General features: G+C 59.0%; 15 protein-coding genes and 1 tRNA gene. 10 read left to right on the top strand and 6 right to left on the bottom strand.

What is annotated here, in order from left to right; genetic code table 11:
- Positions 1–11 precede the first annotated feature (11 nt).
- Both rpoD and E1N52_RS04335 read left to right on the top strand, forming a co-directional pair.
- The gene (rpoD, locus tag E1N52_RS04340; protein ID WP_246088946.1) at positions 12–2,267 is read left to right on the top strand and encodes an RNA polymerase sigma factor RpoD; all 2,256 of its coding nucleotides are present in this window, start codon (positions 12–14) and stop codon (positions 2,265–2,267) included.
- Positions 2,268–2,433: 166 nt separating this feature from the next.
- A tRNA-Ile gene (locus tag E1N52_RS04335) sits at positions 2,434–2,521 on the top strand.
- A 63-nt stretch (positions 2,522–2,584) separates the two neighbouring features.
- Here E1N52_RS04335 and E1N52_RS04330 read toward each other — a convergent pair.
- Positions 2,585–3,133, bottom strand: a complete 549-nt coding sequence (locus tag E1N52_RS04330) for a tyrosine-type recombinase/integrase (RefSeq protein ID WP_133180481.1) — start codon at positions 3,131–3,133, stop codon at positions 2,585–2,587.
- Between the two features lie 180 nt (positions 3,134–3,313).
- Between E1N52_RS04330 and E1N52_RS04325 the strand changes: the two genes are divergently transcribed.
- Positions 3,314–3,532 (top strand): hypothetical protein, encoded by a 219-nt coding sequence (locus tag E1N52_RS04325; protein ID WP_133180479.1) that lies wholly within the window; start codon positions 3,314–3,316, stop codon positions 3,530–3,532.
- A gap of 320 nt (positions 3,533–3,852) precedes the next feature.
- Here the strand turns inward: E1N52_RS04325 and E1N52_RS04320 are convergent, their stop codons facing one another.
- Together E1N52_RS04320 and E1N52_RS04315 are read right to left on the bottom strand one after the other, a co-directional pair.
- Entirely contained in the window at positions 3,853–4,851 is a 999-nt protein-coding gene (locus E1N52_RS04320; RefSeq protein ID WP_133180477.1) for a hypothetical protein, read from the bottom strand.
- 124 nt (positions 4,852–4,975) lie between these two features.
- On the bottom strand, positions 4,976–6,010 hold the full coding sequence (locus E1N52_RS04315; RefSeq protein ID WP_133180475.1) for an acyltransferase family protein: 1,035 nt from the start codon (positions 6,008–6,010) through the stop codon (positions 4,976–4,978).
- Positions 6,011–7,099: 1,089 nt separating this feature from the next.
- Here E1N52_RS04315 and E1N52_RS04305 point away from each other — a divergent pair.
- From E1N52_RS04305 to E1N52_RS45245, 3 genes are all read left to right on the top strand, one after another.
- Positions 7,100–7,639 (top strand): hypothetical protein, encoded by a 540-nt coding sequence (locus E1N52_RS04305; RefSeq protein ID WP_133180474.1) that lies wholly within the window; start codon positions 7,100–7,102, stop codon positions 7,637–7,639.
- Positions 7,640–7,949: 310 nt separating this feature from the next.
- Complete coding sequence (locus tag E1N52_RS04300) at positions 7,950–8,330, top strand: hypothetical protein (protein WP_133180472.1); 381 nt, start codon at positions 7,950–7,952, stop codon at positions 8,328–8,330.
- A 262-nt stretch (positions 8,331–8,592) separates the two neighbouring features.
- Complete coding sequence (locus E1N52_RS45245) at positions 8,593–8,721, top strand: hypothetical protein (protein WP_281282598.1); 129 nt, start codon at positions 8,593–8,595, stop codon at positions 8,719–8,721.
- 65 nt (positions 8,722–8,786) lie between these two features.
- Here the strand turns inward: E1N52_RS45245 and E1N52_RS04295 are convergent, their stop codons facing one another.
- Positions 8,787–9,005 carry a hypothetical protein gene (locus tag E1N52_RS04295; RefSeq protein WP_069266156.1) on the bottom strand — a complete coding sequence of 73 codons (219 nt, stop codon included), beginning with the start codon at positions 9,003–9,005 and terminating at the stop codon, positions 8,787–8,789.
- Positions 9,006–9,233: 228 nt separating this feature from the next.
- On the opposite strand from E1N52_RS04295, the gene E1N52_RS43985 reads away from it, so the two are divergent.
- Positions 9,234–9,410 (top strand): hypothetical protein, encoded by a 177-nt coding sequence (locus tag E1N52_RS43985; RefSeq protein ID WP_165979333.1) that lies wholly within the window; start codon positions 9,234–9,236, stop codon positions 9,408–9,410.
- A gap of 11 nt (positions 9,411–9,421) precedes the next feature.
- The gene (locus E1N52_RS04290) at positions 9,422–9,601 is read left to right on the top strand and encodes a hypothetical protein (protein WP_133180470.1); all 180 of its coding nucleotides are present in this window, start codon (positions 9,422–9,424) and stop codon (positions 9,599–9,601) included.
- Between the two features lie 18 nt (positions 9,602–9,619).
- On the opposite strand, the gene E1N52_RS04285 is transcribed toward E1N52_RS04290, so the two are convergent.
- Positions 9,620–9,832, bottom strand: a complete 213-nt coding sequence (locus E1N52_RS04285; protein ID WP_133180468.1) for a hypothetical protein — start codon at positions 9,830–9,832, stop codon at positions 9,620–9,622.
- Between the two features lie 348 nt (positions 9,833–10,180).
- On the opposite strand from E1N52_RS04285, the gene E1N52_RS04280 reads away from it, so the two are divergent.
- Positions 10,181–10,717 (top strand): Uma2 family endonuclease, encoded by a 537-nt coding sequence (locus E1N52_RS04280; protein WP_133180466.1) that lies wholly within the window; start codon positions 10,181–10,183, stop codon positions 10,715–10,717.
- A 49-nt stretch (positions 10,718–10,766) separates the two neighbouring features.
- Here the strand turns inward: E1N52_RS04280 and E1N52_RS04275 are convergent, their stop codons facing one another.
- Positions 10,767–12,059 (bottom strand): D-amino acid dehydrogenase, encoded by a 1,293-nt coding sequence (locus E1N52_RS04275; RefSeq protein WP_133180464.1) that lies wholly within the window; start codon positions 12,057–12,059, stop codon positions 10,767–10,769.
- A 367-nt stretch (positions 12,060–12,426) separates the two neighbouring features.
- Between E1N52_RS04275 and E1N52_RS04270 the strand changes: the two genes are divergently transcribed.
- Positions 12,427–13,539, top strand: a complete 1,113-nt coding sequence (locus E1N52_RS04270) for an alkene reductase (protein ID WP_133180462.1) — start codon at positions 12,427–12,429, stop codon at positions 13,537–13,539.
- Positions 13,540–13,888: the final 349 nt, after the last annotated feature.

Here is a 13,888-nt window from a genome sequence, read left to right as displayed (position 1 = left end):
GGAAGAGGTCGATGACTGTTTCGGCTGCGCGAGCAGCGCCTGTACGTGCGGCGAAAGCCGCTACGCAGCCGGCAACGAAGCGGTCCGGTTCGAGAAGTGCAAGGGAAGTGCCTGCCGTCGAGGACGATGCGGCAGAGCGCGAGGCTCAAGCATCCACGGTTCAAGAGGCTGTTGTCCAGCAGCCGCGAGTCGAGACACTAGCCGGTACGGCGAACTCCATGACGAAAAAGCTGAATGAAGTACCCGTCGATGACGACGCAAACCAGAGCGAAGACAGCACCCCCGCTGCGGGCAAGGTCGAAAAGACCACCCGTGCGCGCGACCGGCGAGCGAAGGAGAAGGCGCTGCTGAAAGACGCGTTCGCGTCGTCGCAGCCCGGCACCGTCGAGGAGCTCGAGGAGCGCCGCACGAAGCTGCGTGCGCTCATCAAGCTCGGCAAGGAGCGCGGCTTCCTCACCTATGCGGAAATCAACGATCACCTCCCGGACAACTTCACGGAAACCGAGGCGATCGAAGGCATCATCAGCACGTTCAACGACATGGGCGTGGCCGTCTACGAGCAGGCCCCCGACGCCGAAACGCTGCTGCTCAACGACAACGCGCCCAACGCTTCTTCGGACGACGAAGTGGAAGAGGAAGCGGAAGTTGCGCTCTCCACCGTCGACTCCGAATTTGGCCGCACGACCGACCCGGTGCGTATGTACATGCGCGAAATGGGCACGGTCGAGCTCCTCACGCGCGAAGGCGAAATCGAAATCGCCAAGCGTATTGAAGACGGCCTCAAGCACATGGTCATGGCGATCTCCGCCTGCCCGACCACCATTGCCGACATCCTCGCCATGGCCGAGCGCGTGGCGAACGACGAGATTCGCGTGGACGAACTCGTCGACGGCCTGATCGATCCCAACGCTGAAGACACCGACGGCTTCAACGCCAAGGAAGCGGAAGAGATCGAAAACGAGGACGAAGACGAAGAGGCGGAAGAGGAAGAAGAAGAGGAGGAGGAAGAGGACGACGGCGCGGCGCAGGCGACGGCCAACGCGGCGCAGCTCGAAGCCCTCAAGCGTGCCTCGCTCGAAAAGTTCGCCCTCATCAGCGAATGGTTCGACAAGATGCGCCGCGCGTTCGAGAAGGAAGGCTACAAGTCCAAGTCTTACCTCAAGGCGCAGGAAACGATCCAGAACGAGCTGATGTCGATCCGCTTCACGGCGCGTACGGTCGAGCGCCTGTGCGACACGCTGCGTGCCCAGGTGGACGAAGTGCGTCAGGTCGAACGCCAGATTCTTCACACGGTCGTGGACAAGTGCGGTATGCCACGCTCGGAGTTCATCGCGCGTTTCCCGGGTAATGAAACCGACCTCGAATGGTCGGAGAAGATTGTCGGGGAGAGCCATTCGTACAGCAGCATCCTTTCGCGCAACATTCCGGCGATCCGCGAACAGCAGCAGCGCCTGCTCGACCTGCAGGCGCGCGTTGTGCTTCCGCTGAAGGACCTGAAGGAAACCAACCGCCAGATGGCGGCCGGCGAACTCAAGGCGCGCCAGGCGAAGCGCGAGATGACCGAGGCGAACCTGCGTCTCGTGATCTCGATTGCGAAGAAGTACACGAACCGTGGCCTGCAGTTCCTCGACCTGATCCAGGAAGGCAACATCGGCCTGATGAAGGCGGTGGACAAGTTCGAATATCGTCGCGGCTACAAGTTCTCGACCTACGCGACGTGGTGGATCCGTCAGGCCATCACACGCTCGATCGCGGACCAGGCGCGCACGATCCGCATTCCGGTTCACATGATCGAAACGATCAACAAGATGAACCGCATTTCGCGGCAGATCCTGCAGGAAACCGGTCTCGAGCCGGATCCGGCAACGCTCGCCGAGAAGATGGAAATGCCGGAGGACAAGATCCGCAAGATCATGAAGATCGCGAAGGAGCCGATCTCCATGGAAACGCCGATCGGCGACGACGACGATTCGCATCTGGGCGACTTCATCGAGGACAACAACACCGTGGCGCCCGCCGACGCTGCGTTGCACGCGTCGATGCGCGATGTCGTGAAGGACGTGCTCGACTCGCTCACGCCGCGCGAGGCGAAGGTGCTGCGCATGCGCTTCGGTATCGAGATGAGTACCGATCACACGCTCGAAGAAGTGGGCAAGCAGTTCGACGTGACGCGTGAACGTATTCGCCAGATCGAAGCGAAGGCGCTGCGCAAGCTGCGCCACCCGAGCCGTTCGGACAAGCTCAAGTCGTTCCTAGAAGGGAATTGAGCTTGGTTAGATTTAATGCACGGAAGTCACGTGCAAGATGGCCAGGCCGACCAGCTTTCGTGTAGTATGTCGGCCTGTCGTCGAAAAGCCCGGCCTTTGGGTAGACCGGGCTTTTTTGTTGATACGTCATCGTTGTTTCGTTTGTCGCTACGCTTCGTAGCTTCGTGGGCCGGACGCCGTGTTGGTTGCAGGCAGCGGACTCATAATCCGCCTCCGAAAGGACGTCGTGGGTTCGAACCCCACCCGGCCCACCAAGGGTTTCAGCGATTTTGAAGCCTTGAGTTTTTTCCGCAAAATTCCATTTTGCGCCGCCGCATTCAGCGCGTCGGACCCATCTTTTCCCCGCGCCTTTTCCTCAGGTAGTGCTCAGTCATCGTCAGCGATTTATGGCCAAGTCGTCGCTGCGCCTGGCGGATGCCGTCCGAGGAATCAGCCTTGTCCGTGCCCGCCTTCGCGCGCAGGTCGCGGAACTGAAAATCGCCAACCGGAACGCCCGCTCGTGCACGCGCGACGCAGACGCGCTTCTGCAGGGCGCCTAGCGTCATGTGCTCGCCGTTCTCTTTGATGACGAGCGCAATACTCACCTCCTTGAGCTCAACCTTCCGCGCGCGAATGTGGTCGATGACAGCCTGTAGTTCGCCCACCACCTCGATGCGCAGCCTCTGCCCGGTCTTGCCTTGGCCGATGGCTATGAAGCAATCGCGTACGTCCCTTTCGTCGCAGCTGAGCGTGTCGTGTGGCCGCTGACGGGTCACGTAGGCCATATCCATTGCATCGCGCGTCGGCTGATCGGCGCAGGCATACACGCGCTGGAACACATCATCCTCGACATAAACGTCGCGCCTGCTCTCCGAATTCTTGCGCACGCCCGCGCACGGGTTCGGCGCGGCGACGGATGGTAGTGAGCTCGCACAACTCCTCCGGCATTGTGAACGGCGATCCGGCTATTGGTTTCCCTCCTTCTGGTTCCCGTCTGTGCGAGTGCGGTTACCTTCGGCGCACAGAGCACCATTAAGTTTTCGCTTCATACGCCGATATGAGTCGGGATGAATAAGACAATCCCCCACACGCAAGCCAAATCCATCCTTGACACTGCAACGCGGCTTTTTGCCCTCATAGTGGAAGCAAGACAAATCGACCCAGGCTCGCACGAAGGGATCGAGCTCTACAGCGAGATCGTATACGGAGCGCTTTGGCGCGCCGCGCCTAGTGCAGCCATGGAATCGTTGTACAACCGTTTGCCCAAGCTCGATGTCGGGCAGTGAAAGCGAACTGCGGGTGTGCGATTGTGCGCAGGACGTTCGTGCTCTGAGTCATTGCGTACCATCCTGCGCATCGGCGCTGCCTGCACGATCGATGCGCTCGATTTCGTCGATGATCAGCGCGCCGGCCTTCAGGAGGTCGTGACGCGATGTGGTCGGCTTGAACCACTTGGGAGACCAAGGCTATGTGTAAGGGCACGAGGTGTGATAGCCGACCGCGCTTTCCGCATACACGATGGCGGCGAGCGTGTTTTCACAATCGTCGCGCTGATCATCATGGATCAGCGTCCAGCCTTCTTCGCTAACCTACAGATAGCATAGCGTCAGAAATTGAAGGCTTCGCCGTGAAGCTTCCTGACCTCGGCGTTGTTGAACTTCCATATGAAGGCGTCGACCCAGAAGTGGGTTAGGTTGACGCCGAGGAAGGCTCCGAACACAACGCGAAGCCACACGTTATCCCATTGCTGCCAGCCCGTTTTGATGGTCACGAAAGCGGCGGCTGTGAGGAGCGCCATCACGCCAATGGTGAGTGCGGCGCCGAACCAGATTTTCTTGTCTGCCTTGCGATTGCTCAATGAGAGCGACGATATGACAATTAGATGGTACTGGAGGGAGTGAGCGCCAGCCGCGATAATCCCCCAAGGCTTGTTCCAGAGAAACGTGAACGGCACGAAGTAGAAGAGCAGTGCGATCGCAGCGACGATAACGAGTGGGTCCTGATTGGTCAAGAACTTCGATTTCCAGATCTGGAAGATGCAGTATGCAGCGAACGCTGCCGCGCAGAAAAGTGCCACGTCATAAAGCCTTTCCTGACCGACCCAGTTGGCTACTGCAGGGAAAGACATGCACAACGGTATAGCGAAGAAGATCCACGCGCGGCAAAGCGGATTCATCAGCGGCAAGACATTGCGGCCGCGTGCTCGCCCGATCAGCGACAAGACTCCCCAGTTCTGTTTTGAGTGATGCCAGATGTTCACGAAGCCCATTGCGCACAGGTACCCGACGCCGATCGCTTTGATGGGCTGAGCAATGGCAACGATGGACGTGCACATAATGAGCGCGGGCACGACGTAGAAACGCATAGGGTATTTGGCGAAATAGGCGCGCCATTTCGGGCTCGCCAGATATGCCAGATTCATCCAGACGTGCGACCCGGCCGAGAAGCTGATGATCGTAAAAACAAAGGCCAGTGGGTACACTTGCCCGTTCGTCATGCCGAAATTCAGCAGGCAGACGATAGACGGAAGAAGTGAGGCGCCGATCAGCGCGAACAGGAACCGCGAGCCATAGGAGCTAGCGGTGCTTGTAATTGATGGGGTCATACCAGAGGCCTTACAAAGATGTAACTGCGCACGGCAACGGGGTCAAGAAGGATAGCACGATGGGTCCCCAGATTGACCTGCGTCAGCACTGACTGGAGCCTGCACCGATTGAGCTGGCTTAGCACTAGGCGACGGTGACCGCGCGTGTCGATCTCCCCAAGAGCAAGTTTCTCAGATAGTCCAAAAGCGGCCGCTCAACGAACAATCGAGTGCACACCCCAACACCAAGCGATAGGACGATCAGCGCGATTTGCATCGTAACGGGGTGACCTTTGGGGTCTATGCCGTGCCGCAAAAGGCGATCTGAAACGAAGTTGATGGTTGTGATGTGGGTCACATAAATCGCGTAGCTTGCGTCACCGCCCAGTTCGATCACCTTTTCACGCATCCAACTGGCGCTATCGAACGCGAGCATTCCCGCAACTATCAAGGCGCATGGTAGGCCAAGCTGCAGTGGTCGGGCAAGGTGGGCGCGAGAAGCCTGCTCGGTGATCAAGAGGACGTCGTCCTGATAGCTCCAGGCGAATATCGCGCCGATGGCAATCATCGCGATCCCTGCAAACGTCGACGGGCGCCATCCGCAGACGATGAGAGGGGCAATCGCCAGTCCCATACAGAATTCAAGGCATACCGCGGTCGAGAAGAATGCGCCATCCGTTCCAGGGACTGGAATCCTGAACAGGCCAATGAGAGTAAAGATCACGAGCGTGGCGGTCCACGCATGCTTGCGGGACGCCACCAATATGGCACCTGCAACGCAGTAAAACAGCATCTCGTACGTCAGGGTCCAGGCAGGAAAATAGATCGCATGCCAATCAGTGCCGAATTTCGGCCACAGCAGAAGCGAACGAGCAAGTTCTTCTGTCGTCGGGAGCTCCCCCCATGTTGAATAGACAAAAAGCACGGATGCCGCCGTGGCGATCCAATAGAGAGGAAGCACGCGGATCATTCGCTTGACCGCGAAGTTGTAGGGTGCTTCCTCTCGCAGCAGCGACATCCCGATCACGATGCCGCTGATCACAAAAAAGACATCGACCCCGGCCGCTCCAACCATCACGCGCTTGTTCCCGAAACCGGTCGTCACATGGTGCACTACGACCGCCATCGCGGCGAAAAAACGCATGAAATGGACGGAATTTAGCTTTTCGCTCGCTCTCATCGCTCGGGCCGAAATCAGGCAGGAAAGGAGGTCGCTATCTTACCGCGCTTTCTTGTCAGTACCGGTAAGTCGCCATGAGCACGTGCGTCGACTCCCGGATCGGATTGTAGGGGGGGGCCGTCGCGTTCCCCTGATTGCGGAACTATGCGTATTAGATACCGAAGTTGCGGTAGGTCCTGCTAGCGCCGACGGTCCAGCCGAGCGCCCATACCGGTTCCCACTTCACGTGAATGGCGATCGGTTGCGCATTTGCGTTAGCGTACCGCCACGTCTTCCGACCACGTTGAGCGGTGAATATGGGGCCCGGCGTCGCCGCCGAACGTGATGCCATTTCACGTATGGTGCGGCTCGAGCGTGAGCGCAAAGCCCATATCGTGCCAGCATCCCATGAAGTCGGAGAGGCTTTTGCAAGGGCCGCTGCAAGGATCTGCTGAATTGACACCGACCAGGTCAGGGTCAATCCATTGATCGCTGGTCATGTTGGTTTTCGCGCTCGGGACTTTGGCATCTCCCCTCCTGATACCAGAGACTGTTCGGTCCATGCTGGTAAGCGCTGCCGCCGATGCCGGCCTCGAACTGGAACCAGCTCTGCTGCGCGTGTGCGGATGCCGCTGTGCACCCGAGAGGCATCGCTACGGCTGCTGCTCTCCACCGAGCGGCGGGGGGCGTTCAAATCGATCATCGCTCCGATCTGGCGCATGCGCTGCAGGACGCGCTCGATCGTGGCGTCGTCCAACTCCAGTCGAGCTGTGGCGAAGGACACCATGTGCGGACTCATGTCCCGAGGCTTCTCGCCTCCGGTGTAGTTCTGCCATTGTCGGCCACTCGATACCCCCGAGCAGGGTGGCCATTTTGGAGGCTGACAGGCCCAGCTCGCCCTGCAGTCTGTCGCGAGGAAGAGGTCTAGCCGTCTTGACGAAGGTATGGTGATGATTACCATCCCTTTCTCCGGGGCGCGGCGATCGTCTGCAGGCGCCGTGCTTGCGGCAACAAGGTAACCCACACAACTCACACATTTCCCTTCCAGCACGTTGGCATTTGCCTTGCGCTTGCTGATAATCACCCCCTCAAACAACTACGGGGTGTGTGATGAAAAAAATATGGAACATGGTGGGGCTTCTCTTCTTCTTTCTGGTCACGTCTGCTTTGCTCGCCGTCACGGACGAAATCATTCGCGAGCATACGGATTCATTTGGGGCAAAGATCGTCTTCTACGCCGCATTGATTGCGGCAACGGGAATGCTTTGGGACGTCACAAAAGGCGTTCTGACTGATGAACTTTCGGTCGACGTTGGCCGATTGGTTGCGATGGTCGTATTTGGCCTCGGATCCATAGCCTTCATGAGGGCCGGACATCCGATTGTCTTTGGGATCTGCGCGTTTGCCTGCGGGTGTGCTGGGATGTCCGTGCTTCGGGAAATTGAAAAGGCGCGAGCGGCTGCCGGGAAGACAAAGGCACAGACCGCGCAAAAGAAATTGATTGAAGAAATCGACGCGGTGATTTCCGAGGCCATGCAGAATGAAGCAGAAGGACAAGCGCAACGGAAACCTGCATCAACGGTGCCGACCAATGCGAAAAAGAGAACCGCTTCGTCCTCGCAATCGACGGGTCTTGAACGTATGTATTGACCACGCCAAATGACCTTGTGATGCTCAGGTTAGGAATTGCTAAGGGGTTAAATCGCAACCCAAGCAGTCGCAGGCCGCCCTCGGGCGGCTTCTTTCATTTCCAGGCGCCGTCGTAGCGGTCGCTTTCTACGGGGATCTCGTCGAGCCAAGAACCGATCGACAAGCGCGCCTCGGACCACCAATGGCGCGCGGATATGGAGTCGCGCATGACGAACTTCGAGCAGTCCATGGCGGACGACAAGGCGGAGCTTGCCGACGACCCCGCTGCACCGCTGCGCGTCGAGTCGAACACGATGGAACTCGTGAGCTGATGAAGATGGCGAAGAGTGGCATCAGCTTTTTTCGCGGCGACGGGGTGCGCGCAGCGCAAGATCGTGATCTGTTGCGGGCCGTTCAATACGATCGCCGCGGCGCTGTGGGCCGTGGCTCATGGAAAGTGGCCGGGGGATTCGTGATTCTGACTCGTCTAAACGCCGAACATCGTCGCGACGAGAGCGTGCGCAAGATGCCCTACAAGGACACGACGGGCAAGTTGACGGTTGGCGTCGAGCGCAATCTGACTGGCTTCGTCGCTGCCGACCGGGTGGAGTCTTCAGCTCTCCGCCGCGCAGATCGCGCAATTGCTGGCGACTGGCCTCATCGACACGGTGAAGCAGTTCGACGCGAGCGTCAGCCGGTGGCGGTCGCTTAGCGAAGTGCGTCGACGCGTCATCTCATAATCCGCCTCCGAAAGGACGTCGTGGGTCGAACCGCACCCGGCCCACCAAGGGTTTCAGCGATCGCCGGATGCAGATTCTCTCAGTCTGCAAATCCCTAACCGTTCCAGAACTCCCTTCCCTCTGGTCGGCCAGACTTTTTCCCCTTCGGTTTTTGTTTCTTGCCTCGTTGCCAAGTCCCAGCAGACGTCGCAACTGCTCGCCAAAGCTATCAACGCAGTCGATCCGGTGGTTCAGATGTTGCGTCCCCGGCTTGTCGAACTGCGCGACGCGACGGGAGAAACCATCGTGCTCGGCAAGATCGATGGCACGCAGGTCATCTCTCTCGACGTGGTCGAATCGGAGAAGGCCAGCGAGGCGGACTGAGCGGCAGCGCTGTGATGCTGACCAGCTGGTCGAAGTACCCGAAGAACCGGCGTTGCACCTCCGCACTAACCGTGCGTGTCGACCCACGCCTTTGCCCAGGCGATTCCCGCGTCCTGCGCTTCCTCCTCCGAATCGAACAGATCGAGGACTCCGGAAGTGCAGATGAGCTTGTTACCCTGGATGATGGTCCCGCCCCCTGCGTAGCGCTCCGGCGTTAGCAGTTCCGCCTGCTGCGCGATGGCGTGGCCCCACAAGTCATAGCCTTTGTATGTCTCTCGTTCCATCTTTCTGGTGCCCGAAGACGGGAGCAATTGCCTATCTCACTCTCATCTTAACTTCTCTCATCGACGAGGGCGTACCGGCAGGCGCCGTGCGCTTTTGAATCGCCGGCCTGGCAAGGCTTTCGACGTGTCGGCGTTGTTTAAGCCCGATTTAAGTGACGCTACGTACTCTTCGAAAGAATCCTTGAGTGGACAACGACTCGAGGCATCCACAGACGCAAAGAGGTTGAGATGGTGTACTTGATTACCGACCTGAAGATGGTCGAAAGCTACGGCCGCATCAAGGCTGACAGCGGCAAGGATGCGCTGGAAGCGTTTGCGCTCAGCAACGGCTTCGTCAACCTGATGGAGTTCGCCTCCGCACGACCCACGTTCGTCAACGACTTGATGGCTGTTCAACTGCAATAAGGAATACTGACGTGGCCATGACTTTGGGGCAGGCCCTGGTGCACGCTGAGCAGCTGGAAGTCCACGGTGTGATTTCCAAAACGGCGCAGGCACTCATCCGGCTGAAGCAGGAGTACCGCGAGGTAGTCGGCGCGGAAAAATACGAGCAGATTATCGAGGAAGCGGGCCTCGCGCATCCGGACACTCGGTGACCGCGGTGCCCCTGGTTCCTACTTATGTGACTCGAGCATGTCGAGGTTGGCTTGCGCGGTTTCCTCGGGATGCATCGAGCAGTAAGCGTCGAACAGGGTCGAGCATAGTTGTGCGAGGGCAGCGAGATTCGCAGCCTGGCCCGCATGTTCAACTTCCCCTGCGTTGAGTATGTCGTCAACGACGGGGGCGAGACGGCGCAGTCGCCGGAAAGTCTCCGCATCGATTTCCATTGCACTTCTCGTGTCCAGACGATAGGGGCACTCGGCAAACTCTTACACTAACACTTCATCGACGCGCCCGCAGAAGGCGACTTCGACAGAAGCGAAACATCAAGCGCTGATACTACCCTTTGCGGTGATCTTGGTGCGTTGCACAATCGGGACGAATGGCGCTCAGATTTAGCCACGTCGTCGACGTCAGGCTGAAGCGCAGGGCCTCCAGATATGACCCGATAACGGGTGCAAAATCGCATTCATGCACCCCGGGTAGTTTATGGTGCGCTGCACAGAAACAATGGCTTTTCAGCAATCGACAAAGGGAATACCCTTAGATAATTCCCCTATCGGAGGCTTGTGGTTGTGTCGACTCTTCTCGAGCAGGACGGGCTTGTAGCGACCTGGCGTCGGATGCACTCCAGCTCTGATTCTGGGGTGTGGGAATGTTGTGAACTCAATGCTCGCGGTGAAACGGTGCCGCATCCTCAACCGTCTGCAAGGCGCCAAATCGTTCTGACCGACGTCTACTGCCAGATTGCCGAGCAGATTGGTCACGTGGCGGCGATGTCGGTTGCCGTGGCGACACCGTCATTTGGCATCCGCGTACCTGACGTCGTCTGGATGCCGCCTGAAAAGTGGGAAGGGTTTGACCGGGACGATCCCGTTCCGTTTGTGCCGGATTTGTGCGTCGAGGTGCTCCTCGACCGCAAGTTTGCGTACGACATCGGCGCGCGGATCAGGGCGTACCTCGAGGGCGGCGCCCAGGAGGTCATCGTTGTCGGCCAGCGCGGCGAGCTGCAATTCTGTGGCGCAAATGGACTGCGGCAAACTTCGCAGTTCGGCATAACGCTCGCACTCGAGCGGATGTACTTCGAAGCGTTCGCTCCGTCTTCGCATTAGTCAAAAGGTGAGCGTCGGTCGACGCTCACAACTCCACCAGCAGTCCTGACTAGTCCAGCGCGAAATCCGCCGGTGCCTCCGGCTCCTTCGCATAGCGGAACACGTTCAAGTCATCGTGCTCGATAGCGGGCTGTCTGCCTGAAATCAGGTCGGCGAGGAGCTGCGCCGAACCGCAGGACATGGTCCACCCAAGCGTGCCATGGCCCGTGTTCAGGAAGAGATTGGCCACGGCGGTGCGGCCGACAATGGGTGTGCCGTCCGGCGTCATCGGCCGCAGGCCGGTCCAGAATGTCGCCTTCGATGTGTCGCCGCCGCCCGGAAACAGGTCGTTCACGCACATTTCGAGCGTCTCGCGCCGAGCCTCGCGCAGGCGTTTATCAAACCCGACAATTTCGGCCATGCCGCCCACGCGAATTCGCTTATCGAAGCGCGTGATGGCGATCTTGTAGGTCTCGTCGAGGACGGTCGAAACCGGCGCGCGCGCCTCGTCCACGATAGGCGCCGTGATGGAATATCCCTTGAGCGGGTAGACCGGAATCTTGACGAGGCCAGACAGGAAGCTCGTCGAATAGGAGCCAAACGCGACAACGAACGCGTCGGCGTGGATGAGCCTGGTTCCGTGACGCACGCCAACGACCTTGCAGTCTTCGACGACGAGCGTATCGACGGTCGTGTTGTAGCGGAACGTCACGCCTGCCTCCACGGCGAGAGCGGCGAGCCGGGTCGTGAACAGTTGGCAGTCGCCTGTCTCGTCGCCAGGCAAACGCAGGCCGCCGGTCAATTTATGCGAGGTCGCAGCGAGGGCCGGCTCAACCCGCGAGAGTTCGTTTGCCGTGAGCAACTCGTAGGGCACGTTCGCATCTTTCAGGACGGCGATGTCCTTTGCCGCGCCGTCGAACTGCTGCTGCGTGCGGAAAACTTGTAGCGTCCCGCCGGTTCGTCCTTCGTACTGGATACCCGTTTCAGCGCGCAGCGCCTTCAGGCAATCGCGACTGTATTCCGCGAGCCGCACCATACGGTTCTTGTTGATGGCGTAGCGCTCCGCGGTGCAGTTCTGCAGCATCTGCCACATCCACTGAAGCTGGAACTGCTTGTCCGCGTCGTCCGGGCGGATGGCGAGCGGGGCATGCTTCTGGAACATCCACTTAACGGCTTTGAGCGGAATGCCTGGTGCGGCCCACGGCGCTGCGTATCCCGGAGAAATTTGCCCGGCGTTTGCGAAGCTCGTCTCGAGCGCGGGACCTTGCTCGCGGTCGATGACAGTGACTTCATGGCCGGCGCGCGCCAGATAGAACGCGCTCGTCACGCCGACGACCCCGCTACCCAATACAAGGACTCGCATACCCGTCGTCTCCCCAGCCAGGAGGCCGCAAATTCTTGATAGACGCTGCCGATATCAAGTCCGGCAGTCGATGAATGAATGCTAGCGACATGCGCGCAGTTTTCAATAATGTTTCGTTGGTTATTTCTGGTTGAAATAGCCATGCCGGTTGGAGGAGCCGGATGTTTTCAAACCGGCTTCAACGCTGAAGAATTGTTTGCGAAACACGAGAACAGTATTGGAAGTAATCGGGACAAATTCTTCGATGTGTGCATATACACTTTAGTCCATCGATGTCGCGACGAAGTAAGCAAGCTCTGCGGCTTCGCTCCTGTCACCTCGGACACGAGGTGATCGATACGCCTTCCAATCTTTCTTCGGGTAAATCATGTCCAAGCTTTTTTCTGAAGTCAAAGTCGGCCCTTACACGTTCTCGCACCGTGTCGTTCTTGCACCGCTCACCCGTATGCGTGCCGAAAGCGGTGCGATTCCCGGCCCGCTCATGGCGGAGTATTACGCGCAACGCGCGTCGGCCGGCGGGTTTCTGATCGGCGAGGCCACCATCGCTGCGCCGAACGGCAATGGCTATCTCGGTGCGCCTGGCCTGTACGACGATAGTCAGATTGCCGGCTGGAAGCGCGTGACCGATGCAGTCCACGCGAAGGGCGCGAAGATTTTCCTTCAGCTGTACCACGCCGGGCGCCAGTCGAACTCGGAGCTGCAACCCGACGGCGGGCGGCCCGTGGGTCCCTCGGAAGTGCCTCACGGCGGCCTCGCATATACGGACGCCGGCTGGGTCCCGAATACGCCGAATCGCGCACTGGAGACGCATGAAATTGCGGGTATCGTCGAAAGCTTTCGCGCTGCGGCTGCACGCGGCGTCGCGGCAGGCTTCGATGGCGTGGAACTGCATGCCGCAAACGGTTATCTGTTCGACCAGTTCCTGCAGGACGGTAGCAACAAGCGCACGGACATCTACGGCGGTACGTTCGAAAACCGCGCCCGCCTGTTGATGGAAGCCACACGTGCCGTTATTGCAGTGTGGGGAAGCGACAAGGTTGCCGTGCGCCTTGGGCCGAGCGGGTCGTGGGGCGATATGTCGGATAGCGATCCTGTCGGCCTGTTCACGTATGTTGCACAAGAACTCGCGAAGCTGAATCTCGCGTACCTGCACCTCATCGAGCCCCGCATTCTCGGCAACGTCGAGAACGAAAGCGCCAACCCGGATCCGGTTGCAGCTCAGCTCATTCGCAAGCACTATGCGGGCACCATCATCGCAGCCGGCGGTTTCGACGGTGAAAAGGCCGAATCTATCCTGCAGGCCGGCGATGCAGATCTGGTTGCATTCGGTCGCCACTTCATTGCGAATCCCGACCTTCCGGAGCGGCTGCGTCGCAAGCTGTCGCTCAACTCGTACGACCGTCCGACTTTCTTCGGCGGCACGCACATCGGATATACGGACTACCCGTTCTATCAACCCGAGGAGCAAGCGCTGGCCTGAACCGGTCGCCTTGTGGTCTCGGCAGGGAGGCCACCCAATTGGGCGAACTCGGCGCGATATTGGGCTCGCTTCGGGCAATTGGTTTGTCCCGCCGACGTCTACACTGTCTTTCATGGAGCGAGTCGTTGGCTCCATCCCAGGATTCCCCTCCTGCGGTCGAGTTGGACCATACCGTGTACCAGTTGCAGAACAGCAGTCCGGCAGCAGCAGTAGTCGTATGTGGCAGATTCAATCGGTTATTGTCGAAGCACCACGCTGTTGAATCAATGAGGAGTGCAGGGCAACTCGTAGTCGAAGTGCAGAGCAGGACGCAGTTGAATCACGCAGTTGAAGTGCGGAGCATTACGTA

Origin of the sequence: Paraburkholderia guartelaensis (genome assembly GCF_004353905.1) — a bacterium.
Lineage (GTDB): Bacteria > Pseudomonadota > Gammaproteobacteria > Burkholderiales > Burkholderiaceae > Paraburkholderia > Paraburkholderia guartelaensis.
This window is presented reverse-complemented; position numbering and strand designations above follow the sequence as displayed.

Bases quoted from the DNA above. Each gene is read 5' to 3' on its own strand.
- rpoD (WP_246088946.1), top strand. From the start codon at position 12: ATGACTGTTTCGGCTGCGCGAGCAGCGCCTGTACGTGCGGCGAAAGCC.
- E1N52_RS04325 (WP_133180479.1), top strand. From the start codon at position 3,314: ATGAATAAGACAATCCCCCACACGCAAGCCAAATCCATCCTTGACACT.
- E1N52_RS04320 (WP_133180477.1), bottom strand. From the start codon at position 4,851: ATGACCCCATCAATTACAAGCACCGCTAGCTCCTATGGCTCGCGGTTC.
- E1N52_RS04315 (WP_133180475.1), bottom strand. From the start codon at position 6,010: ATGAGAGCGAGCGAAAAGCTAAATTCCGTCCATTTCATGCGTTTTTTC.
- E1N52_RS04305 (WP_133180474.1), top strand. From the start codon at position 7,100: ATGAAAAAAATATGGAACATGGTGGGGCTTCTCTTCTTCTTTCTGGTC.
- E1N52_RS04300 (WP_133180472.1), top strand. From the start codon at position 7,950: ATGAAGATGGCGAAGAGTGGCATCAGCTTTTTTCGCGGCGACGGGGTG.
- E1N52_RS45245 (WP_281282598.1), top strand. From the start codon at position 8,593: ATGTTGCGTCCCCGGCTTGTCGAACTGCGCGACGCGACGGGAGAAACC.
- E1N52_RS04295 (WP_069266156.1), bottom strand. From the start codon at position 9,005: ATGGAACGAGAGACATACAAAGGCTATGACTTGTGGGGCCACGCCATC.
- E1N52_RS43985 (WP_165979333.1), top strand. From the start codon at position 9,234: ATGGTGTACTTGATTACCGACCTGAAGATGGTCGAAAGCTACGGCCGC.
- E1N52_RS04285 (WP_133180468.1), bottom strand. From the start codon at position 9,832: ATGGAAATCGATGCGGAGACTTTCCGGCGACTGCGCCGTCTCGCCCCC.
- E1N52_RS04275 (WP_133180464.1), bottom strand. From the start codon at position 12,059: ATGCGAGTCCTTGTATTGGGTAGCGGGGTCGTCGGCGTGACGAGCGCG.
- E1N52_RS04270 (WP_133180462.1), top strand. From the start codon at position 12,427: ATGTCCAAGCTTTTTTCTGAAGTCAAAGTCGGCCCTTACACGTTCTCG.